The organism is Streptomyces poriferorum (genome assembly GCF_019399235.1).
In the GTDB taxonomy this organism is placed as follows: Bacteria; Actinomycetota; Actinomycetes; order Streptomycetales; family Streptomycetaceae; genus Streptomyces; species Streptomyces poriferorum.
In genome coordinates this window covers 1-24,092 of the sequence record NZ_JAELVH010000103.1, presented here as the reverse complement: position 1 = coordinate 24,092, position 24,092 = coordinate 1, and the positions used below count along the sequence as shown (strand labels likewise).

Genomic DNA, 24,092 nt, shown 5'->3' with positions numbered 1-24,092 from the left:
GAGTGAGGCCCGTCGGGCCGCAGTGGCCGGCCCGACGGGCCTCACTCCGCCAGGAGTCTTGCCTTCTGGGCCTCGAACTCGGCATCGGTCAGGATGCCTTGCTTCTTCAGCTCCGCCAGTCGCTCCAGTTGGCCGATGAGATCGTCGGCGGGCGCCGGGGCGGCCTGTTGCTGGGCGGTCTGTTGCTGGGCGGCCTGCATCTGCATCTGCTGACGCATCTGCTCCTCGGCCATCTGCTCGGAGTCGTCCTCGGCGAACCTCGCCTGCTGACGCCGCTGGACGCGGCCGCTGACCGCCGAGGCGGTTCCCGCGACGACGGCCGTGCGCGCCGCCGCGCCGAGCAGACCGGGTCCGCGACGGTTCATTCCAGGTCCTCGAAAGATCGGCATGTCGTACGCCTTTCCGGTGCGGTGCGTGCGGTGCGTTGCGGTGCGTTCGTCAGCGTGCGGACGCGGACGCGGCGGCTGACACCGCGGCCTCCGCCACGTCTGCGGGAATCCGCTCATGGGCCACGAGTTGCCCGCCCGACGCGCGGACCGCCTCGGTGAGGGGCAGCGCCCAGAGGTCCTCCCACACGATCAGCGCCGCGGAACTGCCCGGCGGCACGCTCTCGCCCAGGGTCCGGATGTCGTCGCTGTTCAGCATGCCGCCGACCTCACCCTCGACCGGCTCGAAGGAAACGAGGTCGTCCGGATCGAGGTCATCCAGTTCGATGATCTCGATCGCACCGTCCTCGGCCCGGTACACGAAGGTCAGGTCGATGATGCGTACCGCCTTCGACGCCACCGCTTCCGCGAGCGCCGGCGCGATGGCACCGGTGAAGCGACTGCCGGGGAAGGCGACGACGAGGTACTCCACAGGTCCCACAGCCACGGGCGTGTCCTCTCCGGAAGGATGAATTGCCAGCAGCATAACTTCGGACATTTGTTGCCGCACTGCGGCAAATCACCACCGGCCGGTGGATGCGCACCGGCCACGGCCGCCGGCAACCGGCGTCCTCCGGGATCCTCCGGGCTGCGGGAAGCGGCCATTCGGCGAAGGCAGCCGCCGCCTTACGCGACCGTACGTGAAGGATCAAGTGCGTTCGGAGAGAGGGCAAGGTCACAGGCCGAGCCTCTGCTGACTGTCCGGGACCTGTCCTAGCATCTGGGCATGACGGTCCAGCCTGCTGACGGGCTTTCGTTGGCCGCCGAATTCCCTGATCCCGCCCACGAGCAGTGGCAGAGCCTCGTCGAAGGTGTGCTGCGCAAGTCGGGCAAGGACGTTTCGGGTTCGGCCGCCGAGGAAGCACTGTCCACCACGGTGGAGGACGGGCTCATCACGCGCCCCCTCTACACCTCGCGCGACGACGCGCCCGATGCCGGTCTCCCGGGCTTCGCCCCCTTCACCCGCGGCAGCACACCGCAGGGAAGTACGGCGGGCGGCTGGGGCGTACGGCAGCGGCATGCGTCGACGGATCCCGTACGGCTCAACGAGGCCGTGCTCGGGGATCTGGAGAACGGCGCCACCTCGTTGTGGCTGACCGTCGGGGGCGCCGGCGGCGTGCCGGTCTCCGCTCTGGCGCGCGCGCTGGACGGCGTCCACCTCGATCTGGCACCGCTCGTCCTCGATGCCGGGGACGAACTCGACGCCGCAGCAACGGAGTTGTTCCGGCTCCACCAGGATCGCGGCGTCCCGGCGGACGCGGTACGCGGCAACCTCGGGGCCGACCCCCTCGGGCAGGCCGCCCGCAGCGGCGACGAGGCGGACCTGACGTCCGCCGCACGCTGGGCGAAGCACTGCGCGGCCGGGTATCCCGGGCTGCGGGCGCTGACCGTGGACGCGCTGCCGTACCACGAGGCCGGCGGCTCGGCCGCGCAGGAGCTGGGCAGTTCGCTGGCCACGGGCGTCGCCTATCTGCGCGCACTGACCGACGCGGGGCTCGGGGTCGACGAGGCCTGTGCCCAGCTGGAGTTCCGGTACGCGGCCACCGCCGACCAGTTCCTGACGATCGCCAAGCTGCGGGCCGCGCGCCGGCTGTGGGCGCGGGTCGCCGAGGTCTGCGGGGCGCCGGAGGCCGGGGCGCAGCGCCAGCACGCGGTGACGTCGCCGGTGATGATGACGCGGCGCGATCCGTGGGTGAACATGCTGCGGACCACGCTGGCCTGTCTCCGGGACCGTGCTGCCCTTCGATCACGCGCTGGGCCTGCCGGACGCGTTCGCCCGGCGTATCGCCCGCAACACGTCGACGATCCTGCTGGAGGAGTCCCATCTGGCCCGGGTCATCGACCCGGCGGGCGGTTCCTGGTACGTGGAACGGCTGACGGACGAACTCGCGGACGCCGCCTGGGCCTTCTTCCAGGAGATCGAGCGGGCCGGCGGTCAGGCCGCGGCGCTCGGCTCGGGCATGGTGGCGGACCGGATCGCGGCCACCTGGGCCGCCCGCAGCAAGGACCTGGCGCGGCGCAAGGAACCGATCACCGGCGTGAGCGAGTTCCCGCAGCTCGCGGAACGCACCGTGGAGCGCGAGCCGGTGCCGCCGGCCGCAACCGGGGGTGGCGGCCTCCCGGTGGTCCGCCGTGATGAGGCCTTCGAGGCGCTGCGCGCCCGTTCGGACGCCCATCTGGCGGCGACCGGCGCCCGGCCGCGGGTCTTCCTCGCCGCGCTCGGCCCCGCCTCGGCACACACCGCGCGCGCCTCGTTCGCCGCGAACCTGTTCCAGGCGGGCGGCATCGAACCGGTCCACGAGCCGGTCCGGGTGGACGCCTCGTCGGCAGCGGCGGCCCTTGCCGCCGCGGGAACGGACGTGGTGTGTCTGTGTTCCAGTGACGCGCTCTACGCCGAGCAGGCCGGCGAGGTCGCGGAGGCGCTCGTCGCGGCCGGTGCGCAGCATGTGTACCTGGCGGGACGGCCCGGCGCGTACCAGGGCGTCGACGAGTACGTCTTCGCCGGATGTGACGTGGTTGCCGTGCTCTCTTCCGTTCTCGACCGTATGGGTGTGGCGTAATGCGGATCCCCGATTTCTCCGACATCGAGCTCGGGCCGGGCGGCGGCGCCGAGGTGACCGAGGACCAGTGGCGCGCCGCGGTCAAGGAGTCCTCCGGGAGCTCCGACGGCGACCTGCTGTGGGAGACCCCGGAGGGCATCGCGGTCAAGCCGTTGTACACCGGGGAGGACCTGGAGGGCATCGACTTCCTGGGTACGTATCCGGGAGTGGCGCCGTATCTGCGGGGCCCGTATCCGACGATGTACGTGAACCAGCCCTGGACGATCCGGCAGTACGCGGGTTTCTCCACCGCGGAGGAGTCGAACGCCTTCTACCGCCGCAACCTGGCGGCCGGCCAGAAGGGCCTGTCGGTCGCGTTCGACCTGCCGACCCACCGCGGCTACGACAGCGACCACCCGCGGGTGACCGGTGACGTCGGCATGGCCGGTGTCGCGATCGACTCGATCTACGACATGCGTCAGCTGTTCGACGGCATCCCGCTGGACAGGATGTCCGTGTCGATGACGATGAACGGCGCGGTGCTGCCCGTACTGGCGCTGTACATCGTGGCCGCCGAGGAACAGGGCGTCGCGCCCGAGAAGCTGGCCGGGACCATTCAGAACGACATTCTGAAGGAGTTCATGGTCCGCAACACCTACATCTATCCGCCCAAGCCCTCGATGCGGATCATCTCCGACATCTTCTCGTACACCTCGCAGAAGATGCCGCGCTACAACTCGATCTCCATCTCCGGCTACCACATCCAGGAGGCCGGGGCCACCGCCGACCTGGAGCTGGCCTACACCCTGGCCGACGGGGTGGAGTACCTGCGCGCCGGACGCGACGCGGGCCTGGACGTCGACGCGTTCGCACCGCGGCTGTCGTTCTTCTGGGCGATCGGCATGAACTTCTTCATGGAGGTCGCCAAGCTCCGGGCGGCCCGGCTGCTGTGGGCCAAGCTCGTCAAGGAGTTCGAACCCAAGAACGCCAAGTCCCTCTCCCTGCGCACCCATTCGCAGACCTCGGGGTGGTCGCTGACCGCGCAGGACGTGTTCAACAACGTCACCCGCACCTGCGTGGAGGCGATGGCCGCGACCCAGGGCCACACCCAGTCCCTGCACACCAACGCCCTGGACGAAGCCCTCGCGCTGCCCACCGACTTCTCGGCCCGCATCGCCCGCAACACCCAGCTGCTGCTCCAGCAGGAGTCCGGCACGGGACGGGTCATCGACCCGTGGGGCGGCAGCGCGTACGTGGAGAAGCTGACCTACGACCTGGCGCGGCGGGCCTGGCAGCACATCGAGGAGGTCGAGGCGGCGGGCGGTATGGCCAAGGCCATCGACGCCGGCATCCCCAAGCTCCGCATCGAGGAAGCCGCCGCCCGCACCCAGGCCCGCATCGACTCCGGACGCCAGCCCGTCATCGGCGTCAACAAGTACCGCGTCGAGACCGACGAGAAGATCGACGTCCTCAAGGTCGACAACTCCTCCGTCCGCACCCAGCAGCTGGAGAAGCTGCGCCGGCTGCGCGAGGAGCGCGACGAACAGGCCTGCCAGGACGCCCTGCACGCCCTCACGGCCGCGGCCGGCCGCGACCCGGGCCCCGGCCTGGAGGGCAACCTGCTCGCCCTGGCGGTCGACGCGGCACGCGCGATGGCGACCGTCGGCGAGATCTCGGACGCGTTGGAGAAGGTGTACGGCCGGCACGCGGGCCAGATCCGTACGATCTCCGGTGTGTACCGCAACGAGGCAGGGGAGTCGCCGTCCGTGGACCGTACCCGCGCGCTGGTCGACGCGTTCGAGGAGGCGGAGGGACGCCGGCCGCGCATCCTGGTCGCCAAGATGGGCCAGGACGGGCACGACCGGGGCCAGAAGGTCATCGCGACCGCCTTCGCCGACCTGGGCTTCGACGTGGACGTCGGCCCGCTGTTCCAGACGCCGGGCGAGGTCGCCCGGCAGGCGGTCGAGGCGGACGTGCACATCGTGGGCGTCTCCTCCCTGGCCGCCGGCCACCTCACGCTCGTACCGGCGCTGCGTGAGGAGCTCGCGGCCGAGGGCCGCGAGGACATCATGATCGTGGTGGGCGGAGTCATTCCGCCCCAGGACATCGACGCCCTGCACGAAGCGGGTGCCGCAGCCGTGTTCCCGCCCGGGACGGTGATCCCGGACGCGGCCCACGACCTGGTCACGCGCCTGGGCACCTCACTCGGCCACGAGCTGTGAGCCGCTGAACCGATGGCCCCGAAGATCGATCTCGACAGCTATGTGAAGGGCGTACTCGACGGGAGGCGGGCGCACATCGCCCGCGCCATCACCCTGGTCGAGTCCACCCGCCCCGACCACCGGGCACTGGCCCAGCAGTTGCTGCGCGAACTCCTGCCGCACTCGGGCAACGCCCGGCGCATCGGCATCAGCGGGGTGCCCGGCGTCGGCAAGTCCACGTTCATCGACGCGCTCGGCACGATGCTCACCGGGCTCGGACACCGGGTCGCGGTGCTCGCCGTGGACCCGTCCTCCAGCCGCACCGGCGGCTCCATCCTGGGCGACAAGACCCGGATGGAGCGGCTCGCGGTGGACCCGGCAGCCTTCGTCCGCCCCTCCCCCACCGCCGGCACACTCGGCGGAGTGGCGAAGGCGACCCGCGAGTCCATCGTGGTGATGGAGGCGGCGGGTTACGACGTCGTGCTCGTGGAGACGGTCGGCGTCGGCCAGTCGGAGACCGCCGTCGCCAACATGGTCGACACGTTCCTGCTGCTGACGCTGGCCCGCACCGGTGACCAGCTCCAGGGCATCAAGAAGGGTGTGCTGGAGCTGGCGGACGCCATCGCGGTGAACAAGGCCGACGGTCCGCACGAGCGTGATGCCCGCTCTGCGGCGCGTGAACTGGCGGGCGCGCTGCGCCTGATGCACCCGGTGGACGCGGCGTGGACCCCGCCGGTACTGACCTGCAGCGCCAGGGAGTCCAGCGGTCTGGACACCCTGTGGGAGCGGCTGGAACAGCACCGGACGCTGCTCGAGTCGACGGGCCGCCTCGCGGCCAAGCGGAGTGAGCAGCAGGTCGACTGGACCTGGACGATGGTGCGGGACGAACTCCTGGAGAGCCTGCGCAGCCATCCCGGGGTGCGGGCACGCGCGCCGGAACTCGAACTGCGCGTACGGGAGGGCTCGTTGCCTGCCACGCTGGCCGCCGAACAGATCCTGGAGGTGTTCCGGGGACCGGGTCCGGCGACCGGGCGCGAAGCTCTCTAGAGGTCGAGCTGGTACTCGTACGAACGGTGTGTCGGCTCGTATCCGAACGCGTCGTTGATGCGCCGCATGTACGTGTTGCTGTCGGCCGTGTCCGCGAGCAGGCCGCCCAGGTCCGGGTGGCGCTCACGGGCCCCGAGGATGGCCGCGGCCTTCATCCACCGGGCGAGGCCGTGGCCCCGGTGCTCGGGCAGGACGCCCGTGCCGTAGTGCTGCCCGTCGCCCTGTCCGTCACCCGGCACGACGAGTTCGGTGAAGCCCGCGACCGACCCGTCGGCCTCGTCGACGGCGGCCACCGTGTGAATGTGGTCGCCGCGGTCCGTGACGGCCCGCGCGACGGCCCTGACCCGGTCGACGTCCCAGGTCACGGTGCCGTAGTCGGTGTCGTCCATGGGCATGTCGTCCATGGCGCGGCGGGACGCGGCGAACGTGTGCGCCAGCGGTTCCGGGACGATGCCGTCCCAGGACTCCAGCCGGTAGCCCGGATGCGGTTCCCGGGTGATGGTGGTCAGGGCCGCGTTGTCCACCTTGCCCAGCGCCAGCCGGGCGTAGGTGAGGGCGAGGACCCTGCGCACCCCCCTGGCCTGCAGGAACAGGTCTCCCGGGGTGCCGGCCTCGGTCTGCGCGACGACGGAGCGCCGGCCGTGCTCCCTGGCTCCCCGGACCGCCGCCTCGAGCAGCTGGGATCCGGTGCCCTTGCGGCGTTCCGCGGGGTGCACGTGGAGTTCCAGTTCGGCGAGGTGGTCCTGGCCCTCCCGGGTGAAGACCCGGAGGAAGGCCGATCCGACGGGCGCTCCCCCTTCGTCGGACGCCAGCCAGACCAGGCGGTAGCCGCCCGCGTCGCGGTCGGGATCGGTCAGGGCGGTGAGGTGTATCGGCAAGGTGACTCCGCAGTCGGGAGGGAGAAAGGGGCCCGGAGTACCAAACCACCCCCCGCTCCCCTGCCGCAACGGGGTAACGGGGTAACGACCCCGATGAGAAACCCCGGCCGCATCACATCGGCCTCCGGAGCCCTGCGGCCGTGCTACATTGCAATCGGTACATGTGTACGCCTCTCTTTCAGGCTCCGGTACCGTTTCACCTTCACCACGCTGATGCGCCCGTCCTTTCCGGCCGGCGATCCAGCTTCATCGCATTGCTTCTCCAGTCCGGTTCGGGCTCTTTCCCACCGGTCTTTCCTGCCCGTCGTCCGGGACGTGATCTCTCCGCCCCTGTCTCTGCCGGGCCCCTTCATTCGCATGTCCGCGAAAGGACCACCCCGCATGACCACCACACTCGAAAACCCCGTATCCACCGCCCGGCCCGCGGCCCCCACGGCCGCCGCCGGCATCCTCGACCTCACGCAACAGGGGCACGGCTCCCTGCGCTCCCCCGGCGGCCACCCGGCCCCCGGGGACGTACAGGTGCCCTCTTCCCTCATCCGCCGGTACGGCCTGCGCAAGGGCGACGCCGTCGAGGGTCTCTGCGAGCGGCGCGGCGCCCTGAGCGCCGTCGCCCGCGTCAACGGGCTCGCCCCGCAGGTGCTGAGCGGCCGCCCCCACTTCCGTGACCTCACCCCGCTCCACCCCCGGCAGCGACTGCGCCTGGAAACACCGTCCGGGGGTCCCTCGACGCGCATCGTCGATCTGGTCGCCCCGATCGGCAAGGGACAGCGCGGGCTGATCGTCGCACCGCCCAGGACCGGCAAGACGGTCCTCCTCCAGCAGATCGCGGCCGCCGTCGCCGAGAACCATCCCGAGTCCCATCTGATGGTGGTGCTCCTCGACGAACGCCCCGAGGAGGTCACCGACATGCGCCGCTCGGTTCGCGGCGAGGTCTACGCCTCCACCTTCGACCGGCCCGCCAAGGAACACATCGCCCTCGCGGATCTCGCCCTCGAACGCGCCAAGCGGCTCGTCGAGCAGGGCCGCGACGTCGTCATCCTGCTGGACTCGCTCACCCGGCTCTGCCGGGCCCACAACAACGCCGCGGGCAACGGCGGACGCACCCTCAGCGGCGGTGTGGACGCCGCGGCGCTGACCGGCCCCAAACGCCTCTTCGGCGCCGCACGCCTGACCGAGGAGGCCGGCTCGCTGACCATTCTGGCCACGGCTCTCGTCGAGACCGGCTCCCGGGCGGACGAGTACTTCTTCGAGGAGCTGAAGGGCACCGGCAACATGGAGCTGCGGCTCGACCGCTCACTCGCCGAGCAGCGGATCCACCCGGCGGTGAACATCGCCGCCTCGGGCACCCGCCGCGACGAACTCCTCGTACCGGAAGAGGAGTTGGCCGCCGTACGAGGACTGCGCCGGGCCCTGCACTCCAGGGACGCCCAGACGTCACTGGAGACACTGCTGGACCGGATCCGGAAAACCGCGGACAACGCCGCGTTCCTGCGCCTGATCCGCACCACCGTGCCGTCGGCCTGACGGACCCCGGCCCCGGATCCGGCTCCAGCTCACTTCATCCGGGCGTTCAGCGAGGCGGTGTGCTCGCGGACCTGGTCCGGGGTGAGATAGCTGTCCGTGTACTCGAAGTCCCGCAGGGTCGCGGGCTTGCGGGACTGGAATCCGGTACGGACGAAGTCGTCGCCCGCCGCCGCGTTGATCAGCCAGTTGGCCATGACGCGGGCCTTCGCCACATTGGTCCGCAGCGCCGACCAGTGGTAGCCACGGGCCACCGCCTGGGCCGTGATGCCGTGCATCTCGATGCCGAGCGGCTTGGACACGGCGTCCTTGCCGCCGAGGTCCACGACGAGTCCGAGGTCCTTGTGGACGTACGGGCGCAGCGGCTGGTGCCGGAGCGTCGCGAGCAGGTTGTCGGCGAGCCTGCGGCCCTGACGCATCGCGTGCTGGGCGGTGGGCGGGCAGACCGCGCCGTCGCCCTTGACGAGGTCCGGCACCGCCGCCACATCCCCGAGGGCGAACATGCCGTCGTAGCCGGGCAGGTTCATCTCGGGGGTCACCGCCAGCCTCCCGCGCACCGTCTCCGCGTCGAACGTGGTGACCAGCGGGCTCGCGGTGACACCGGCCGTCCAGATCAGCGTGCGGCAGGGCAGCACCCGGCCGTCGGTGAACGTCACCTTGTCGGCGCCCGCCTCGGCGATCGAGACGCCGAGCGACACCTCGATGCCGCGTTCCCGCAGCACCTTCAGCGCGCTCTCGCCCAGCTTGTCGCCCAGTTCGGGCATCAGCTTCGGGGCGATGTCGATCAGATGCCACTTGATCAGTTTCGGGTCGAGCCGGGGGTAGTGCCGCACCGCGTTGCTGGTGAGGCGCTGGAGGCAGGCCGCCGTCTCGGTTCCCGCGTATCCGCCGCCGACCACCACGAACTGCAGCCGGGAGGCCCGCTCCTCCTCGTCGCTGCTGGCGTCCGCGAGGTCGAGCTGGGCGATCACGTGGTCACGTACGTACGCCGCCTCGGCCAGCGTCTTCATGCCGCGGGCGTTGTCGAGCAGTCCGGGAATGTCGAAGGTGCGGGTGACGCTGCCCGGGCTGAGCACGATGTAGTCGTACGGCTCATAGACGATCTCGTCGGTGATCTTGCGGATGACGCAGACCTTCGCCTTGGGGTCCACTCCGACGGCCCCGCCGGGAATGATGCGGGTGCGGTGCCGGCTGCTCCGTCGCAGTGACACCGCCACCGACTGCGGGGTGAGGACGCCGGAGGCGACCTGCGGCAACAGGGGCAGGTAGAGCTGGTACGAGAACGGCGCGACGAGCACGATGTCCGCCTCGCCCGGGCGGAGCCCGCGCTCCAGACGGCGTACGCACTCGACCCCGGCGAATCCGGCTCCGACAACGAGAATCCTGGGTCGTGCCACAGTGTTCGTCCCTTCTCGGGGTCTGCAGGGTCGTCCGTTCGCCTGCCCCGTCACACGCGCCCGTCACCTCTCATCTTTACGAGACGGGCGCGAGACCGCCTCCTGGGCGGGCAGAACGGACGACCCCGGCCCGGATCATCTGCCCAGGTACGTCCAGGCGGTACAGGCGCCTCCCGCCGTACTCGCCACCACCGCGGCGGCGACGCAGCGCGCCCTGAGCCTGCGATACCGCTCGCTGTACTCGTCTCGCAGCCCGGCTGCGCGGACCGACACACGTACGAGCATCGCCCGCGAGGCGGCGGCCCGGTCCGCCGTGTAGACCCGTTCCACGTCCTCGCGCTGGGCCGTCGTCAGCCACGGAAGTTCGTCCGTGAAGCGGCGGGCGCGCCGGCGGGCCTCCTCGACCTCGGCGTTCCACAGCAGATAGCCCTCCATCTGGGCCAGTCCGCGGGCGGTGTCGTCGTCACGGTCGGGACCCATGCGCTTCTCCTCTCCGCCGGCGGCCCTGCTCACGCCTGCTTGTCCCCGGGTGCCACCGTCGCGGAGCGGTCCTGGCGGTTGGCGGCGTCGTCGAGCTCACGCACGGCCGGGTGGTGCAGGTCGAACGCCGGCGATTCGGAACGGATCCGGGGCAGCGTGACGAAGTTGTGCCGCGGTGGCGGGCAGGAGGTCGCCCACTCCAGCGAACGGCCGTAGCCCCACGGGTCGTCGACCTCGATCTTCTTGCCGTACTTGGCGGTCTTCCACACGTTGTAGAGGAACGGCAGCATCGACAGGCCGAGGAGGAACGAGGAGATCGTCGAGATGGTGTTGAGCGCGGTGAAACCGTCACTGGCGAGGTAGTCGGCGTAACGGCGGGGCATGCCCTCGGCGCCGAGCCAGTGCTGGACCAGGAACGTGCCGTGGAACCCGACGAACAGTGTCCAGAAGGTGATCTTGCCGAGCCGCTCGTCCAGCATCTTGCCGGTGAACTTCGGCCACCAGAAGTGGAATCCGGCGAACATCGCGAACACCACGGTGCCGAAGACGACGTAGTGGAAGTGCGCGACCACGAAGTACGAGTCCGAGACGTGGAAGTCCATCGGTGGCGAGGCCAGGATGACGCCGGTCAGACCACCGAAGAGGAAGGTGACGAGGAAGCCCATGGACCAGAGCATCGGTGTCTCGAAGGACAGCGAGCCCTTCCACATCGTGCCGATCCAGTTGAAGAACTTCACCCCGGTGGGCACCGCGATGAGGAACGTCATGAAGGAGAAGAACGGCAGGAGCACGCCTCCGGTGACGTACATGTGGTGCGCCCACACGGTCACGGAGAGGCCGGCGATGGAGATCGTCGCGGCCACGAGGCCGATGTAACCGAAGATCGGTTTCCGGCTGAAGACGGGGATGATCTCAGTGACGATCCCGAAGAACGGGAGCGCGATGATGTACACCTCCGGGTGGCCGAAGAACCAGAAGAGGTGCTGCCAGAGCAGCGCGCCGCCGTTCGTCGCGTCGAAGACGTGGGCGCCGAACTTCCGGTCCGCCTCCAGCGCCAGGAGCGCGGCGGCGAGCACCGGGAAGGCCAGCAGGACCAGTACACCGGTCAGCAGGACGTTCCAGACGAAGATCGGCATGCGGAACATCGTCATGCCGGGCGCGCGCATGCAGATGATCGTGGTGATGAAGTTGACCGAGCCGAGGATCGTGCCGAAGCCGGAGAAGGCCAGCCCCATGATCCACATGTCGCCGCCGATTCCGGGCGAGCGGATGGCGTCCGTCAGCGGGGAGTAGGCGAACCAGCCGAAGTCGGCCGCACCGTTCGGGGTGAGGAAGCCGGCCACCACGATGAGGGAGCCGAAGAGGTAGAGCCAGTACGCGAACATGTTCAGCCGGGGGAACGCCACGTCGGGGGCGCCGATCTGCAGCGGCATGATCCAGTTGGTGAATCCGGCGAACAGTGGCGTCGCGAACATCAGCAGCATGATCGTGCCGTGGATGGTGAACGCCTGGTTGAACTGCTCGTTCGACACGAGCTGGGTGCCGGGACGGGCCAGCTCGGCGCGCATGACGAGCGCGAGCAGGCCGCCGACGATGAAGAACGCGAACGAGGTGACCAGGTACAGCGAACCGATCGTCTTGTGGTCGGTGGTGGTCAGCCACTTGATGACGACGTTTCCCGGCTCCTTGCTGTGCACCGGAAGCTCGTTGGCGTACGACTCCTCTTCTTCCGTCGGCTCTGCTGTGCCCGTCGTCGTCACAGGGACGCTCCTTCGGTTGTCATCCGCGGGTGGACCGCGCACCCGGCGTGGCGCCGCTCCGGCGAGTCGGCCGAACGGCCCTCCCCGCGCGTCGCGCGCGTTTCCGGTTGCAGCAAACCAGCCACGGGCCTTCCGAGGGCCGCCCGGCGCCCGCCACGGCGGCACTTTCACTCGTCAGGGCGTCCCCCGGTCCGCCGCCGGCCGGGCCGCGCGGGGACGTCACCGCAAACAGCTCCGCCCCGGCTCGACGGAAGGTCGGCCGGGGCGGAGCAGCAGTCACCGGGCGTAGGGACGGGGCAGTGGTGCGGGCCCCCTGGTCCTTGCGCCCCTGTCACCTCAGACGAGGCTCGCGATCGCCTGGTTGAACGTGACCGACGGGCGCATGACGGCCGCGGCCTTGGCCGGGTCGGGCTGGTAGTAGCCGCCGATGTCGACCGGCTTGCCCTGGACCGCGATCAGCTCGCCGACGATGGTCTGCTCCTGCTCGGCCAGCGTCTTGGCGAGCGGGGCGAACGCCGTCGCGAGGTCCGCGTCGGTGCTCTGCTTCGCCAGCTCCTGCGCCCAGTACAGGGCGAGGTAGAAGTGGCTGCCGCGGTTGTCGATGCCACCGAGCTTGCGGCTGGGCGACTTGTCCTCGTTCAGGAACGTGGCGGTCGCCCGGTCCAGCGTGTCGGCCAGAACCTGGGCGCGCGCGTTGTCCGTGGTCTGCGCGAGGTGCTCGAAGCTGACCGCGAGGGCGAGGAACTCGCCCAGGCTGTCCCAGCGCAGGTAGTCCTCCTTGACGAGCTGCTGGACGTGCTTGGGCGCGGAGCCGCCGGCGCCCGTCTCGAACAGACCGCCACCGTTCATCAGCGGCACGACTGAGAGCATCTTCGCGCTGGTGCCGAGTTCCAGGATCGGGAACAGGTCGGTGAGGTAGTCACGCAGCACGTTGCCGGTCACCGAGATGGTGTCCTCGCCGCGGCGGATGCGCTCCAGCGAGAAGGCGGTGGCCTTCTCCGGGGTCAGGATCTCGATCTGGAGACCGTCGGTGTCGTGGTCGGCCAGGTAGGTCTTGACCTTGGCGATGAGCTGCGCGTCGTGGGCGCGGTCCTCGTCGAGCCAGAACACGGCCGGGTTGCCGGTCGCGCGGGCGCGGGTGACGGCGAGCTTGACCCAGTCCTGGATCGGCAGGTCCTTGGTCTGGCACATCCGGAAGATGTCACCGGCGCCCACGGTCTGCTCCAGCACGGCGTTGCCGGCGGCGTCGAGGACCCGCACGGTGCCCGTGGCGGGGATCTCGAAGGTCTTGTCGTGGCTGCCGTACTCCTCGGCCTTCTGCGCCATCAGACCGACGTTGGGCACCGAGCCCATGGTCGACGGGTCGAAGGCGCCGTGCGCGCGGCAGTCGTCGATGACGACCTGGTAGACACCCGCGTAGCTGCTGTCCGGCAGGACGGCGATGGTGTCGGCCTCCTGGCCGTCCGGGCCCCACATGTGACCGGAGGTGCGGATCATGGCCGGCATGGAGGCGTCGACGATGACGTCGCTGGGGACGTGCAGGTTGGTGATGCCCTTGTCGGAGTCGACCATGGCCAGGGCGGGGCCCTCGGCGAGCTCGGCCTCGAAGGAAGCCTTGATCTCGGCGCCGATGTGGGGCACCGAGTCGAGACCCTTGAGGATCCCGCCGAGGCCGTCGTTCGGGGTGAGGCCGGCGGCGGCGAGGACGTCGCCGTACTTGGCGAAGGTGTTCGGGAAGAAGGCGCGGACCACGTGACCGAAGATGATCGGGTCGGAGACCTTCATCATCGTGGCCTTGAGGTGGACGGAGAACAGCACGTCCTCGGACTTGGCCCGGGCGATCTGAGCGGTGAAGAACTCACGCAGCGCCGCGACGCGCATGACGGCCGCGTCCACGACCTCGCCGGCGAGCACCGGTACGGACTCGCGCAGCACCGTGGTGGTGCCGTCGTCGCCCACGAGCTCGATGCGCAGCGTGCCGGGCTCGGCGATCACGGCGGACTTCTCGGTGGACCGGAAGTCGTCGACGCCCATGGTGGCGACGTTCGTCTTCGAGTCGGCGGTCCAGGCGCCCATGCGGTGCGGGTGGGTCTTGGCGTAGTTCTTGACCGACGCGGGGGCACGGCGGTCGGAGTTGCCCTCACGCAGGACGGGGTTGACCGCGCTGCCCTTGATCTTGTCGTAGCGGGCGCGGACGTCCTTGTCCTCGTCGCTCCGCGGGTCGTCCGGGTAGTCCGGAAGCGCGTAGCCCTGCCCCTGCAGCTCGGCGATCGCGGCCTTCAGCTGCGGGATCGAGGCCGAGACGTTCGGCAGCTTGATGATGTTCGCACCGGGAGTCGTGGCCAGCGCGCCGAGCTCGGCGAGAGCGTCGTCGATGCGCTGGTTCTCCTGGAGGTGGTCGGGGAAACTGGCGATGATCCGGCCCGCCAGGGAGATGTCACGGCTCTCCACGGTGACCCCGGCCTTCGAGGCATAGGCCTCGACCACGGGCAGGAACGAATACGTCGCCAGGGCCGGGGCCTCGTCGGTGTGTGTATAGATGATGGTCGAGTCAGTCACCCTGTGCTCCGCTCCACGTCTGCAACATTGCTTGACATCAAGATATCTCGTGATCGCCGCCGACTCGACAGGGCCCTGCCCCCATACGATTTTGCGGTGCGCCCGTCGGCCTGGCAGCGTGCGACAGCATGAACACCGACAGCGAGTACGAAGCGGTGGACGCACCCCTGGCACAGGCGCTGCGCCTGCGCGAGGAGAAGACTCCCCGGGCGCACGAGGAGCTGGTGAGCCTGGCGGCGCGCCATCCCCACGATGCCGCCATCGCCTATCAGACCGCCTGGTCGCACGATTCCCTCGGGTTCGAGGCTCAGGCCGTGCCGTACTACGAGCGCGCACTGAACGGCAGGGGGCTCGCGGCGCAGGACCGCCACGGCGCCTTCCTCGGACTCGGCAGCACACTGCGGGTACTGGGCCGCTACGCGGAGGCACGCGAGGTGCTCGGCCGGGGGCTGAGCGAGTTCGCGCAGGATGCCGCCCTGCGGACGTTCCTGGCCATGACGCTGTACAACCTGGGCGAGTCCCGCGAAGCCGTGCGGACACTGCTCCTCGTGTCGGCCGCCACCAGCAGGGATCCGCAGGTGCAGGCGTACCGTCCGGCGATCGAGTACTACGCCGATCGCCTGGACGAAACGGAGTAGGGCCGCTCAAGGCCGGTGCCGCGGGGGCACCCGTTCGCCTGCGGGTACCGGACCGGGAGGGGTGCCGTCACCGAACGGCCTGCCGCCGAGCTGCTCACGATGGTGCGGCGTCAGGAACCCGGACAGGTCGGGCCCGGCGGGCACGATGCCGGTGGGGTTGATGCCGGTGTGGACCCGGTAGTAGTGCTGCTTGATGTGGTGGAAGTCGACGGTGTCCCCGAATCCGGGGGTCTGGTAGAGGTCCCGGAGGTAGGCCCACAGGACCGGATCCTCGGCCAGTTTCGAGCGGTTGCACTTGAAGTGACCGTGGTAGACGGCGTCGAAGCGCACCAGTGTGGTGAAGAGGCGGATATCGGCCTCGGTGATCGTGTCGCCGACGAGGTAGCGCCGGTCCGCCAGCCGCTGCGACACCTGGTCCAGGCGGCGGAAGAGTGCCTCGTAGGCGCTCTCGTACGTGCCCTGGCCGTCGGCGAACCCGGCCCGGTACACGCCGTTGTTGATGTCGCGGTAGATCCCTTCCATCACCTCGTCGATCTCCTCGCGCAACGGCTCCGGGTAGAGGTCGGGTGCTCCGGGGCGGTGCAGGGCGGTCCACTCGGTGGCCAGATCCAGGGTGATCTGCTGGTAGTCGTTGGTGACGAGCCTGCCGCTGGGGACGTCGACGATCGCGGGGACGCTGACGCCGCCGGGGTAACCGCGCTCCCTCGCGTCGTACGCCTCGCTGAGATAGCGGATGCCGAGCACCGGGTCCCGGCCGTCCGGGTCCAGCGTGAAACGCCAGCTGCGGTCGTCCTGCAGCGGGTCCGCGACGGCGAGCGAGAGGGCGCTCTCCAGGCCCAGCAGCCTGCGGGAGACCAGGGCGCGGCTCGCCCACGGGCAGGCGCGGCTGACGACGAGGCGGTAGCGGTCCGCCACGACTGGCCAGCCGTCGCACCCGTCGGCGGTGATGCGGTCGGCGAAATGGCTGCGGGACCGCTTGAAGGGCTTGTGTCCGTACGAACGGTTGCCGTCCTGCGCCGCGCCGTCGGGGTCGTTCATCGCGTCTCCTTCGTGGTCGGCTCAGCGGTCCGCCGGTGAGGGTGCGGACTGCCGTGTACGGTCTCTTCCCCGCCGGGCCCCGCCCACATCGGCCAGCGCCACGACGAGTCCGGCGAGCACGAAGGCGACGGAGACGATGAGCCCGTGGTCGTAGGCGGTGGACCAGGCCGCTGAGCCCACCTGGGCGAAGAACACCGAGCCCACGGCGGCGATCCCGATCGCGGAGCCGACGCGCTGGCCGGTCTGCAGGGTGCCGCCGGCGCTTCCTGCCGTGGCGACCGGCACCTGCGACAGGGTCAGGGTCTGGTTGGGTGCGATGACCAGACCGCTGCCCAGTCCGGCCAGGAGCAGCGGGGCGGCCATCGCCCATCCCGCGCCTCTGCCGGGCACCAGGTGGACGGCGAGGGCGGTGGCGGCCAGTCCCACCGCGACGGTGGCCATGCCCAGGACGACGAGAGGGCGTCCGTACCGCCCCACAAGTCTGCCTCCCGGGCTCGCGGCGACGGCGGACCCGAGGGCGAACGGGGTGATCGCCAGGCCCGCCTGCAGGGCGGTGTAGTGCAGGCCGCTCTGCAGGTAGAGCGTGGTGATGAAGAAGATCGAGGTGAAGCCGGCGAAGTACAGCAGGATCAGCAGGCAGCCCAGCCAGTAGGAGCGGACCCGGAAGAGCCTGAGGTCGACGACCGGCTGGGTACCGCGGCGCCCGCACCGGGACTCCCAGCCGACGAACGCGGCGAGCAGAACGGCGGCGACCGCCAGGAGCAGCCACTTCCCGTTGCCCGGCCACTGATGGGCCTGAACGAACGGCAGCAGCAGAGCCAGCACCCCCGCGCCCAGCAGCAGGATCCCGAGGGGATCGAGGTCCCGCAGCCGTACCGGGCCGGCGGAAGGCGTGTCCGGCAGGAGCCGCCGAGCCAGCAGGAGGCAGACGAACCCGAGCGGCAGGTTGACGTAGAAGACCCAGCGCCAGCCCTCCTCGGCCCCGGCCGCCTGGATGAGCAGTCCGCCCAGCAGCGGGCCGACGGCGGTGGAGATGCCGACCACGGTGCCGAACATGCCGAAGGCCCTCCCGCGTTCCCGCCCGGAGAACATCTGCTGGATGAGGGCGGAGATCTGCGGCGAGAGGAGACCGCCCGACAGTCCCTGGACCAGTCGGGCGATCACCAGCCAGGTGCTGGACTGGGCTGCTCCGCAGGCCGCGGACGACAGGGTGAAGAGCACGAGCCCCGCCATGAAGACCTCGCGTCGCCCACGGGCGTCCCCCAGGCGCCCGGCGGGAATCAGGAAGAGGCCGAAGGCGAGCGCGTATCCCGAGAGCACCCACTGCAGATCGGACTCGGGGGTGTGCAGCCCCTCCCGGATGGAGGGCAGGGCCACATTGACGATGGACACGTCCAGAAGGGTCATGAAGCCCGCGACCAGGCAGACCGCGAGCGCCCGCCACCGCCGGGGGTCGGGGGTGTCCGGTCCGGCGGCGGAACCCGCATCCCGGCCCGCAGAATCCCGGTACCCCTCGCTCTCTGCCATGGCTCGCACCCTAGGCCGCACGCGCCGATTCCTCACCCCGGCAGAGCCACCCGGCCCACTGGCGAGGTACGGGACTCGCATCCACCAAGACTTCTGCACATATTGCTTGCATTTGCAAGTTTCTTCCTTCTAAGATGCGGCATATGCAGACCTACACCATCGGGCAGGCCGCCCGCCTGCTGGGCGTCAGCCCGGACACCGCGCGGCGCTGGGCGGATGCCGGCCGCGTCGCCACCCATCGCGAGGAGGGCGGCCGCCGCCTCATCGACGGCCGCGACCTGGCCGCGTTCTCCGTGGAGGTCGCACAGAACGGCACGGGCGAGGAGGAGGTCTCCTACACCTCCGCCCGCAACGCCTTCCCGGGCATCGTCACCGCGGTCAAGCTCGGGGACGTGGCGGCACAGGTGGAGATCCAGGCGGGTCCGCACCGGCTCGTGTCGCTGCTGACCCGGGAAGCCGTCGAGGAGCTCGGGCTGGAGGTCGGCATGACGGCGACCGCCCGCGTGAAGTCGACCAGCGTGCACATCGACCGCACCTGACCCGTCACCCCCGCTCCTCCGTTGCGGTGGGACCGGCGATCTGAATCAGAGCCGGCGCGGGAGCGGCACAGCAGCCACCGTCGTCGGCCTGCCCCGCGGCGGGTTCGCCGAAGAGGCCGGCGCCGCCGCACACCCCGGTCCCGGGGAGGGTGAGTTCGACGCGGTCGGATGTGTGCGTCACCATGTGCTGCGGCCACACCTGCCCCGTCTTCTCCGGCAAGTGCTACCTCGACCGGGAACCGGACGACCTGGCGGCCGGGGAGCCGGGGCCGTGCGCATCGTCCGCGACGAGATCAGGGGCGCTCGTCGAGGGTCCGATCGCCGGGCGCGCCCCGGACGGCAGGGCCTGACGGCCCGTCCGTCAGGCCGCGCCCTTCTTGGCCGCGGCGAGGATCTTCACCACGGTGTGGAAGAAGCGCGTCGTCGCGTCATGGCCCAGGACACGCTCCTGGAACCCCTTCGCGGCGGGCGCCTTGCCGTTGATCAGGTACCAGACGACGAAGGCGTCGTACCCGCTGATGCCGATGATCTCCATGTCCTTCTTCGGAGAGAGCATCGGCAGAGCAAGCTCCGGATCGATCCGCTCGGTCGTGAAGACAACGCAGCAGCGCAGATCGTCGGTGACCGTGACCTTCTTGAACGGGTCGAGCGCGATCAGCGCCTCCAGTTCCGGCACCGTACGCAGACAGACCGCGACCTCGTAGCCGAGTTCCTCGGTCAGCCGCTCACGGACACGGGCACCGAGCACGGCCCGGTCCGTCTCGTCCGACTCGAAGAAGACGTTTCCGCTCTGGATGTAGCTGCGTACGGAGTCGAACCCCATCTCCGTGAACAGACCGCGCAGATACTCCATCTTCACCGAGCGGCCCGGCACGTTCATGCCGCGCAGGAACGCGATGTACAGCAATCAGATCACCTGTCCGCAAGGAGATGTCCGCCGGAGGAGGAACCACGGCCGCGCCCGACAGCGTAGCCCGCGCGCCGTTCGACAGCGGGGCGGCAGGTCCGCGCGCTGCGGCGCGGACTCTTCGGCGGATCTCTCGCAGGAGCGGGGAGGCGCGGTTCTTCGCACGGGGCCTCCGGCGTCCTACGGTGGTGGTCCAGCGTCGACATCCTTCCTGGGAGATTCCGTTGCGCATGCTGATCAACGTCCCTGAAACCGTGGTCGCCGACGGGCTGCGCGGCATGGCCGCCGCTCATCCCGAACTGACCGTGGACGTCGAGAACCGTGTCGTCGTACGCCGCGACGCGCCCGTGGCCGGAAAGGTCGCCCTGGTCTCCGGTGGCGGGTCCGGTCATGAACCGCTCCATGCCGGGTTCGTCGGCCCCGGCATGCTCTCGGCCGCCTGCCCGGGCGAGGTGTTCACCTCACCCGTGCCGGATCAGATGGTGCGGGCCGCCGCCGCCGTCGACAGCGGCGCGGGTGTGCTGTTCGTCGTGAAGAACTACACCGGCGACGTGCTCAACTTCGAGATGGCCGCCGAACTCGCCGACGAGGAAGGCGTGCAGGTCGCCCAGGTACTCGTCAACGACGATGTGGCGGTGACCGACAGCCTCTTCACGGCCGGGCGCCGGGGCACCGGAGCGACCCTGTTCGTCGAGAAGATCGCCGGGGCCGCGGCGGAGGAGGGCGCGCCACTGGACCGGGTGGCGGCCCTCGCGCGGCAGGTCAACGAGGCGTCGCGGAGTTTCGGCGTGGCGCTGACCTCGGTCACCACGCCCGCCAAGGGCTCCCCCACTTTCGATCTCCCGCCCGGCGAACTCGAACTCGGGGTGGGCATCCACGGCGAGCCGGGGCGGGAGCGGCGCCCGATGATGACCTCGCGGGAGATCGCCGACTTCGCGGTCGACGCGGTGCTGGAGGACCTGCGGCCGCGGGGCCCGGTCATCGCGCTCGTCAACGGAATGGGCGCGACACCCCTGCTGGAGCTGTACGGATTCAACGCCGAGGTGCAGCGGGTGCTCTCCGAGCGCGGCGTGGTGGTGGCCCGTACCCTCGTGGGGAACTATGTGACCTCGCTCGACATGGCGGGCTGTTCGGTGACGCTCTGCCAGGTCGACGAGGAACTGGTACGGCTCTGGGACGCGCCGGTGCAGACACCCGCACTGCGCTGGGGCCGCTGACCCGCCCGCCCCCTCGCGGGGATGCCGATTCATCCGACGCACCGAGGAGCGCATGTGCTCGACGCCCGATTCTTCCACCGCTGGATGTCCACGACCGCTGCCTCGGTCGACCGTGAGGCGGCCCGTCTGACCGAGCTCGACTCCGCGATCGGGGACGCCGACCACGGCAGCAATCTGCAGCGCGGGTTCACCGCGGTCTCGGCCGCACTGGACAAGGAGCCGCCGCAGACCCCGGGCGCCGTACTGGTGCTGGCCGGGCGGCAGTTGATCTCGACCGTCGGTGGCGCGTCGGGCCCCCTGTACGGGACGTTGCTGCGGCGTACGGGAAAGGCACTGGGTGACGCGCCCGCCGTCACCGCCGGGGAACTGGCGCGCGCGCTCGGAGAGGGCGTGGCGGCGGTGGCCCAGCTGGGCGGGGCGCAGGCCGGTGACAAGACGATGCTCGACGCGCTGCTGCCGGCCGTCGAGGCGCTCGCGACGTCGTTCGAAGCGGGAGCGGACGCGGCGCGGGCAGGTGCGCTGGCGACCGTCCCCCTGCAGGCGCGCAAGGGCCGGGCCAGTTACCTGGGTGAGCGGAGTATCGGGCATCAGGATCCGGGGGCCACATCGGCCGCGCTGCTGATCGCAGCGCTCGCGGAGACGGCCGCCGCGGCGGGAGGCGACGCATGAGCGCGGACAAGCAGGTCGGGATCGTCCTGGTGTCGCACAGCGGCCCGGTGGCAGAGGCGGTCGCCGACCTTGCGAAGGGGCTCGCGGCCGGCGGTGCCACGGCGCCGGTCGCCGCGGCGGGCGGCACACCCGCGGGTGGGCTCGGGACCAGTGCGGAGCTCATCGCGGAGGCGGCCAGATCCGTGGACGGTGGTGCGGGTGTCGCGGTCCTCGTCGATCTGGGCAGTGCCGTGCTGACGGTGAAGGCGATGGTGGCCGAGGGCGACGAGCTCCCGGACGGGGCACGCCTGGTGGACGCGCCGTTCGTGGAGGGGGCGGTGGCCGCTGTGGTCACGGCGTCGGCCGGCGGCGACCTGGACGCGGTGGCGGCCGCGGCCTCGGAGGCGTACGGCTACCGCAAGGTCTAGGACGGCCTGTCGTCCGGGTGTTCACCGGCCGCCGTGCCCACACTTGACGGCATGACACCCCGCGATCCTGCCAGGCGCAGTGCCGGTCTCCTCCTGTTCCGCCACCGCGGCACCGGCTTCGAGATCCTCATCGGTCACATGGGTGGGCCGTTCTGGGCGCGCCGGGAGAGTGCGGCCTGGTCGGTGCCCAAGGGCGAGTACGGCCCGGATGAGGGAGCGGAGGCGGCGGCCCGGCGGGAGTTCGAGGAGGAGTTCGGGCATCCGGTGCCGGACGGCGCGTGGCTGTCGCTGGGTGAGTCGCGGCAGGCCGGTGGCAAGACCGTGACGGTGTGGGCCATGGAGGGCGACCTCGATCCGGCGGCGGCGGTCCCGGGAACGTTCACGATGGAGTGGCCCCGGGGTTCCGGTGTGCAGCGGGAGTTCCCTGAGATCGACCGGTTCGCCTGGTGTACGCCCGAGACGGCGGCCGAGCGGCTGGTGAAGGGGCAGCGGATCTTCGTGGACCGGCTGCGGGACCATCTGTCGGGCGGCTCAGGCCCCTCCGCGCCCGACGACGGGGCCTGAACGGGGCCCGAAAAGCCGCACCCGCCCCGTCGTCGTGCGTTGCCCGGTCAGGGGCGGGCGACGGGCCCGGCGTGGCCGTGTCAGGGGCGGGCGACGGGCCGGCCGGCGTGGAGCTCCAGCCGTTCGCCCGTGAAGCGGCTCCGGAAGCTGCGGTCGTGCGAGACGACCACGACGGCTCCCGCGTACGCCGCCAGCGCCGCCTCCAACTCCTCGACCAGGGCCAGGGTGATGTGGTTGGTCGGTTCGTCCAGCACCAGCAGGTCGGCGGGCCGGGTGACCAGCCGGGCCAGCGCCAGCCTGCGCTGCTGTCCGACGGAGAGCGCTGCCACCGGGACGGTCAGGTCCTCCGCGCGGAAGAGTCCGAGGTCGAGGAGCATGTCGGTGTACTCGTCCGCCTGACCGGGCCGCCCTGCCGCGAACGTCGCCAGCAGGGTGCGGCGGGTCGGCCGGGCGGGGAGTTCCTGAGGGAGGTAGCCGATCCGGGCCCGGCGGCGCACCGTCCCCGTGCCGGGGGCGAGGTCACCTGCGAGGACCCTGAGCAGAGTCGACTTTCCGGCCCCGTTGGGCCCGGTGACGAGCAGACGCTGCCCGCTGTCCACCCGCAGCGCGGGCACGTGGAGCCGGTCGCCCACCGCCACGGAAGCGAGCTCGACCAGTGGCCCTGGGTGCCCGTCTCCGCCGGAGGCCGGAGTCAGTCCGGCGGAGAACCGCAGCGGCTGGGGCGGTGCCGGTACGGGCTCCCTGCGCAGCCCCTCCAGCCGCGCTCTGGCCGCTCTGACCTGACCGGACAGCTTCGCCTCGTGCGAGCGGCGGTGCTTGCCCCAGCCCTCCCCCGGATCTTTGCCGGCGGCGGCGAGCCGCTGTCCCGCCGCGTTCACGAGTTCTTCGGTACGGGCCAGTTCGTCCACCCACTCCTGGTGGTCCCGCGCCCAGCGGCGGCGGGCGGCGGCCCTCGCCGTGCGGTAACCGTCCCAGCCGTCGCCGTACCGGACGACGCTGCGCAGATCCCGGTCGACCTCGACGATGACGGTGGTGGTCCGTTCCAGGAACGCGCGGTCGTGGGTGATCACGACGAGGGTGCCGCGGTGGGCGCGCAGCTGGTCCTCCAGCCAGGTGACGGCCCGGAGGTCGAGGTGGTTGGTCGGTTCGTCGAGGAGCAGCAGTTCGGGGCCGGACGCCAGGACGCAGGCGAGCGCGAGCCTGGACTGTTCGCCTCCGGAGAGGCTGCCGAGCGTGCGCTCCCGGGTGAGGTGCCCGAGTCCGAGGCCGTGCAGTGCGGCCTCGGTCCGGGCGTCGGCCCGGTATCCGTCGCGCTCCTCGTACTCCGTCAGCAGGTCTCCGTATGTGGCCAGTTGTGCGTCGTCGGCGCCGCCGGGGGCGGCGAGTGCCGTTTCGGCGGCGCGGATCCGCCGCTCCAGTGCGCGCAGTTCGGCGAGGGCCGCGTCGACGGCGTCCTGGACGGTGCGGGTGGGGTCGAGGTCGAGCGTCTGGGAGAGGTATCCGGTGCCGCCGTGGAAGCGGACGGTGATCTCGCCGCTGCCGGGCGTCTCGGCACCGGCGATCAGCCTCAGGAGGGTGGACTTCCCGGATCCGTTCTCGCCGATGACGCCGACGTGGTCGCCGGGGCGGACGGTGAGCGAGACCTGGTCGAGGACGGCGCGGTCTCCGTAGGACTTGGAGACGTCCTTGAGGGTCAGCTGGGCGCGGTCGTGCGGGAGGGGCATGATGGCGGTTCCCTGGAGTCACGTGCCTCGGCGGCCGGGAGGGGGCGCGGC

At 70.7% G+C, this 24,092-nt stretch carries 20 protein-coding genes and 2 pseudogenes; 10 read left to right on the top strand and 12 right to left on the bottom strand.

All coding sequences use genetic code 11. The features are described from left to right. Positions 1 to 41: 41 nt before the first annotated feature. Both JGS39_RS19070 and JGS39_RS19065 read right to left on the bottom strand, forming a co-directional pair. Positions 42 to 365, bottom strand: a complete 324-nt coding sequence (locus tag JGS39_RS19070) for an SHOCT domain-containing protein (RefSeq protein WP_219570374.1) — start codon at positions 363 to 365, stop codon at positions 42 to 44. A 73-nt stretch (positions 366 to 438) separates the two neighbouring features. Then, the gene (locus JGS39_RS19065; RefSeq protein ID WP_306068732.1) at positions 439 to 873 is read right to left on the bottom strand and encodes a DUF6325 family protein; all 435 of its coding nucleotides are present in this window, start codon (positions 871 to 873) and stop codon (positions 439 to 441) included. A gap of 279 nt (positions 874 to 1,152) precedes the next feature. Between JGS39_RS19065 and JGS39_RS19060 the strand changes: the two are divergent. From JGS39_RS19060 to meaB, 3 genes and pseudogenes are all read left to right on the top strand, one after another. Beyond that, positions 1,153 to 2,986 (top strand): annotated as a pseudogene (locus JGS39_RS19060) (methylmalonyl-CoA mutase family protein). Then, entirely contained in the window at positions 2,986 to 5,187 is a 2,202-nt protein-coding gene (scpA, locus tag JGS39_RS19055) for a methylmalonyl-CoA mutase (RefSeq protein ID WP_219570373.1), read from the top strand. The pseudogene JGS39_RS19060 and the gene scpA overlap by 1 nt, the downstream one beginning before the upstream one ends. Before the next feature lie 12 nt (positions 5,188 to 5,199). Then, complete coding sequence (gene meaB / locus JGS39_RS19050) at positions 5,200 to 6,213, top strand: methylmalonyl Co-A mutase-associated GTPase MeaB (protein ID WP_219570372.1); 1,014 nt, start codon at positions 5,200 to 5,202, stop codon at positions 6,211 to 6,213. On the opposite strand, the gene JGS39_RS19045 is transcribed toward meaB, so the two are convergent. Continuing rightward, entirely contained in the window at positions 6,210 to 7,091 is an 882-nt protein-coding gene (locus JGS39_RS19045) for a GNAT family N-acetyltransferase (RefSeq protein ID WP_219570371.1), read from the bottom strand. The genes meaB and JGS39_RS19045 overlap by 4 nt on opposite strands. A gap of 357 nt (positions 7,092 to 7,448) precedes the next feature. On the opposite strand from JGS39_RS19045, the gene rho reads away from it, so the two are divergent. Beyond that, positions 7,449 to 8,618, top strand: coding sequence for a transcription termination factor Rho (gene rho / locus JGS39_RS19040; RefSeq protein ID WP_372456151.1), 1,170 nt, complete (start codon positions 7,449 to 7,451; stop codon positions 8,616 to 8,618). A gap of 29 nt (positions 8,619 to 8,647) precedes the next feature. On the opposite strand, the gene JGS39_RS19035 is transcribed toward rho, so the two are convergent. The 4 genes from JGS39_RS19035 to JGS39_RS19020 all read right to left on the bottom strand — a co-directional run bounded on the left by JGS39_RS19035 (position 8,648) and on the right by JGS39_RS19020 (position 14,811). Next, complete coding sequence (locus tag JGS39_RS19035; RefSeq protein WP_219570369.1) at positions 8,648 to 10,012, bottom strand: NAD(P)/FAD-dependent oxidoreductase; 1,365 nt, start codon at positions 10,010 to 10,012, stop codon at positions 8,648 to 8,650. Between the two features lie 135 nt (positions 10,013 to 10,147). Next, the gene (locus JGS39_RS19030) at positions 10,148 to 10,492 is read right to left on the bottom strand and encodes a hypothetical protein (protein WP_219570368.1); all 345 of its coding nucleotides are present in this window, start codon (positions 10,490 to 10,492) and stop codon (positions 10,148 to 10,150) included. 29 nt (positions 10,493 to 10,521) lie between these two features. Next, the gene (ctaD, locus tag JGS39_RS19025) at positions 10,522 to 12,252 is read right to left on the bottom strand and encodes an aa3-type cytochrome oxidase subunit I (RefSeq protein ID WP_219570367.1); all 1,731 of its coding nucleotides are present in this window, start codon (positions 12,250 to 12,252) and stop codon (positions 10,522 to 10,524) included. Between the two features lie 336 nt (positions 12,253 to 12,588). Then, entirely contained in the window at positions 12,589 to 14,811 is a 2,223-nt protein-coding gene (locus JGS39_RS19020) for an NADP-dependent isocitrate dehydrogenase (RefSeq protein WP_219570366.1), read from the bottom strand. A gap of 128 nt (positions 14,812 to 14,939) precedes the next feature. Here JGS39_RS19020 and JGS39_RS19015 point away from each other — a divergent pair, with 128 nt between their 5' ends. After that, positions 14,940 to 15,449 carry a tetratricopeptide repeat protein gene (locus JGS39_RS19015; protein ID WP_219570365.1) on the top strand — a complete coding sequence of 170 codons (510 nt, stop codon included), beginning with the start codon at positions 14,940 to 14,942 and terminating at the stop codon, positions 15,447 to 15,449. Positions 15,450 to 15,455: 6 nt separating this feature from the next. Here JGS39_RS19015 and JGS39_RS19010 read toward each other — a convergent pair whose 3' ends face one another. Further along, on the bottom strand, positions 15,456 to 16,487 hold the full coding sequence (locus JGS39_RS19010) for a glutathione S-transferase family protein (RefSeq protein WP_219570364.1): 1,032 nt from the start codon (positions 16,485 to 16,487) through the stop codon (positions 15,456 to 15,458). 21 nt (positions 16,488 to 16,508) lie between these two features. Next, positions 16,509 to 18,014: an MFS transporter gene (locus JGS39_RS19005; RefSeq protein ID WP_219570363.1), complete on the bottom strand. Its 1,506-nt coding sequence runs from the start codon at positions 18,012 to 18,014 to the stop codon at positions 16,509 to 16,511. Positions 18,015 to 18,157: 143 nt separating this feature from the next. On the opposite strand from JGS39_RS19005, the gene JGS39_RS19000 reads away from it, so the two are divergent. Further along, the gene (locus tag JGS39_RS19000) at positions 18,158 to 18,553 is read left to right on the top strand and encodes a TOBE domain-containing protein (RefSeq protein WP_219570362.1); all 396 of its coding nucleotides are present in this window, start codon (positions 18,158 to 18,160) and stop codon (positions 18,551 to 18,553) included. A 4-nt stretch (positions 18,554 to 18,557) separates the two neighbouring features. Here the strand turns inward: JGS39_RS19000 and JGS39_RS18995 are convergent. Then, positions 18,558 to 18,722 (bottom strand): annotated as a pseudogene (locus JGS39_RS18995) (flavoprotein); the annotation flags it as partial. A gap of 192 nt (positions 18,723 to 18,914) precedes the next feature. After that, positions 18,915 to 19,460 carry a DUF1697 domain-containing protein gene (locus tag JGS39_RS18990; RefSeq protein WP_219570361.1) on the bottom strand — a complete coding sequence of 182 codons (546 nt, stop codon included), beginning with the start codon at positions 19,458 to 19,460 and terminating at the stop codon, positions 18,915 to 18,917. 224 nt (positions 19,461 to 19,684) lie between these two features. Here JGS39_RS18990 and dhaK point away from each other — a divergent pair, with 224 nt between their 5' ends. The 4 genes from dhaK to JGS39_RS18970 are packed head-to-tail and all read left to right on the top strand — an operon-like array spanning position 19,685 to position 22,317. After that, on the top strand, positions 19,685 to 20,677 hold the full coding sequence (gene dhaK / locus JGS39_RS18985; protein WP_219570360.1) for a dihydroxyacetone kinase subunit DhaK: 993 nt from the start codon (positions 19,685 to 19,687) through the stop codon (positions 20,675 to 20,677). Positions 20,678 to 20,731: 54 nt separating this feature from the next. Further along, the gene (dhaL, locus tag JGS39_RS18980; protein ID WP_219570359.1) at positions 20,732 to 21,346 is read left to right on the top strand and encodes a dihydroxyacetone kinase subunit DhaL; all 615 of its coding nucleotides are present in this window, start codon (positions 20,732 to 20,734) and stop codon (positions 21,344 to 21,346) included. Continuing rightward, a complete protein-coding gene (locus tag JGS39_RS18975; RefSeq protein WP_219570358.1) occupies positions 21,343 to 21,753 on the top strand; it encodes a PTS-dependent dihydroxyacetone kinase phosphotransferase subunit DhaM in 411 nt (136 codons plus the stop codon). The genes dhaL and JGS39_RS18975 overlap by 4 nt, the downstream gene beginning before the upstream one ends. Before the next feature lie 51 nt (positions 21,754 to 21,804). Beyond that, the gene (locus JGS39_RS18970) at positions 21,805 to 22,317 is read left to right on the top strand and encodes an NUDIX hydrolase (protein WP_219570357.1); all 513 of its coding nucleotides are present in this window, start codon (positions 21,805 to 21,807) and stop codon (positions 22,315 to 22,317) included. A gap of 80 nt (positions 22,318 to 22,397) precedes the next feature. Here JGS39_RS18970 and abc-f read toward each other — a convergent pair whose 3' ends face one another. Continuing rightward, entirely contained in the window at positions 22,398 to 24,041 is a 1,644-nt protein-coding gene (abc-f, locus tag JGS39_RS18965; RefSeq protein ID WP_219570356.1) for a ribosomal protection-like ABC-F family protein, read from the bottom strand. Positions 24,042 to 24,092: the final 51 nt, after the last annotated feature.

Coding starts and splice junctions, on each gene's coding strand:
- JGS39_RS18975 (WP_219570358.1), top strand. CDS start 21,343: ATGAGCGCGGACAAGCAGGTCGGGATCGTCCTGGTGTCGCACAGCGGC.
- abc-f (WP_219570356.1), bottom strand. CDS start 24,041: ATGCCCCTCCCGCACGACCGCGCCCAGCTGACCCTCAAGGACGTCTCC.
- scpA (WP_219570373.1), top strand. CDS start 2,986: ATGCGGATCCCCGATTTCTCCGACATCGAGCTCGGGCCGGGCGGCGGC.
- rho (WP_372456151.1), top strand. CDS start 7,449: ATGTCCGCGAAAGGACCACCCCGCATGACCACCACACTCGAAAACCCC.
- JGS39_RS19005 (WP_219570363.1), bottom strand. CDS start 18,014: ATGGCAGAGAGCGAGGGGTACCGGGATTCTGCGGGCCGGGATGCGGGT.
- JGS39_RS19015 (WP_219570365.1), top strand. CDS start 14,940: ATGAACACCGACAGCGAGTACGAAGCGGTGGACGCACCCCTGGCACAG.
- meaB (WP_219570372.1), top strand. CDS start 5,200: ATGGCCCCGAAGATCGATCTCGACAGCTATGTGAAGGGCGTACTCGAC.
- JGS39_RS19000 (WP_219570362.1), top strand. CDS start 18,158: ATGCAGACCTACACCATCGGGCAGGCCGCCCGCCTGCTGGGCGTCAGC.
- JGS39_RS19070 (WP_219570374.1), bottom strand. CDS start 365: ATGAACCGTCGCGGACCCGGTCTGCTCGGCGCGGCGGCGCGCACGGCC.
- JGS39_RS19010 (WP_219570364.1), bottom strand. CDS start 16,487: ATGAACGACCCCGACGGCGCGGCGCAGGACGGCAACCGTTCGTACGGA.
- JGS39_RS19030 (WP_219570368.1), bottom strand. CDS start 10,492: ATGGGTCCCGACCGTGACGACGACACCGCCCGCGGACTGGCCCAGATG.
- JGS39_RS18970 (WP_219570357.1), top strand. CDS start 21,805: ATGACACCCCGCGATCCTGCCAGGCGCAGTGCCGGTCTCCTCCTGTTC.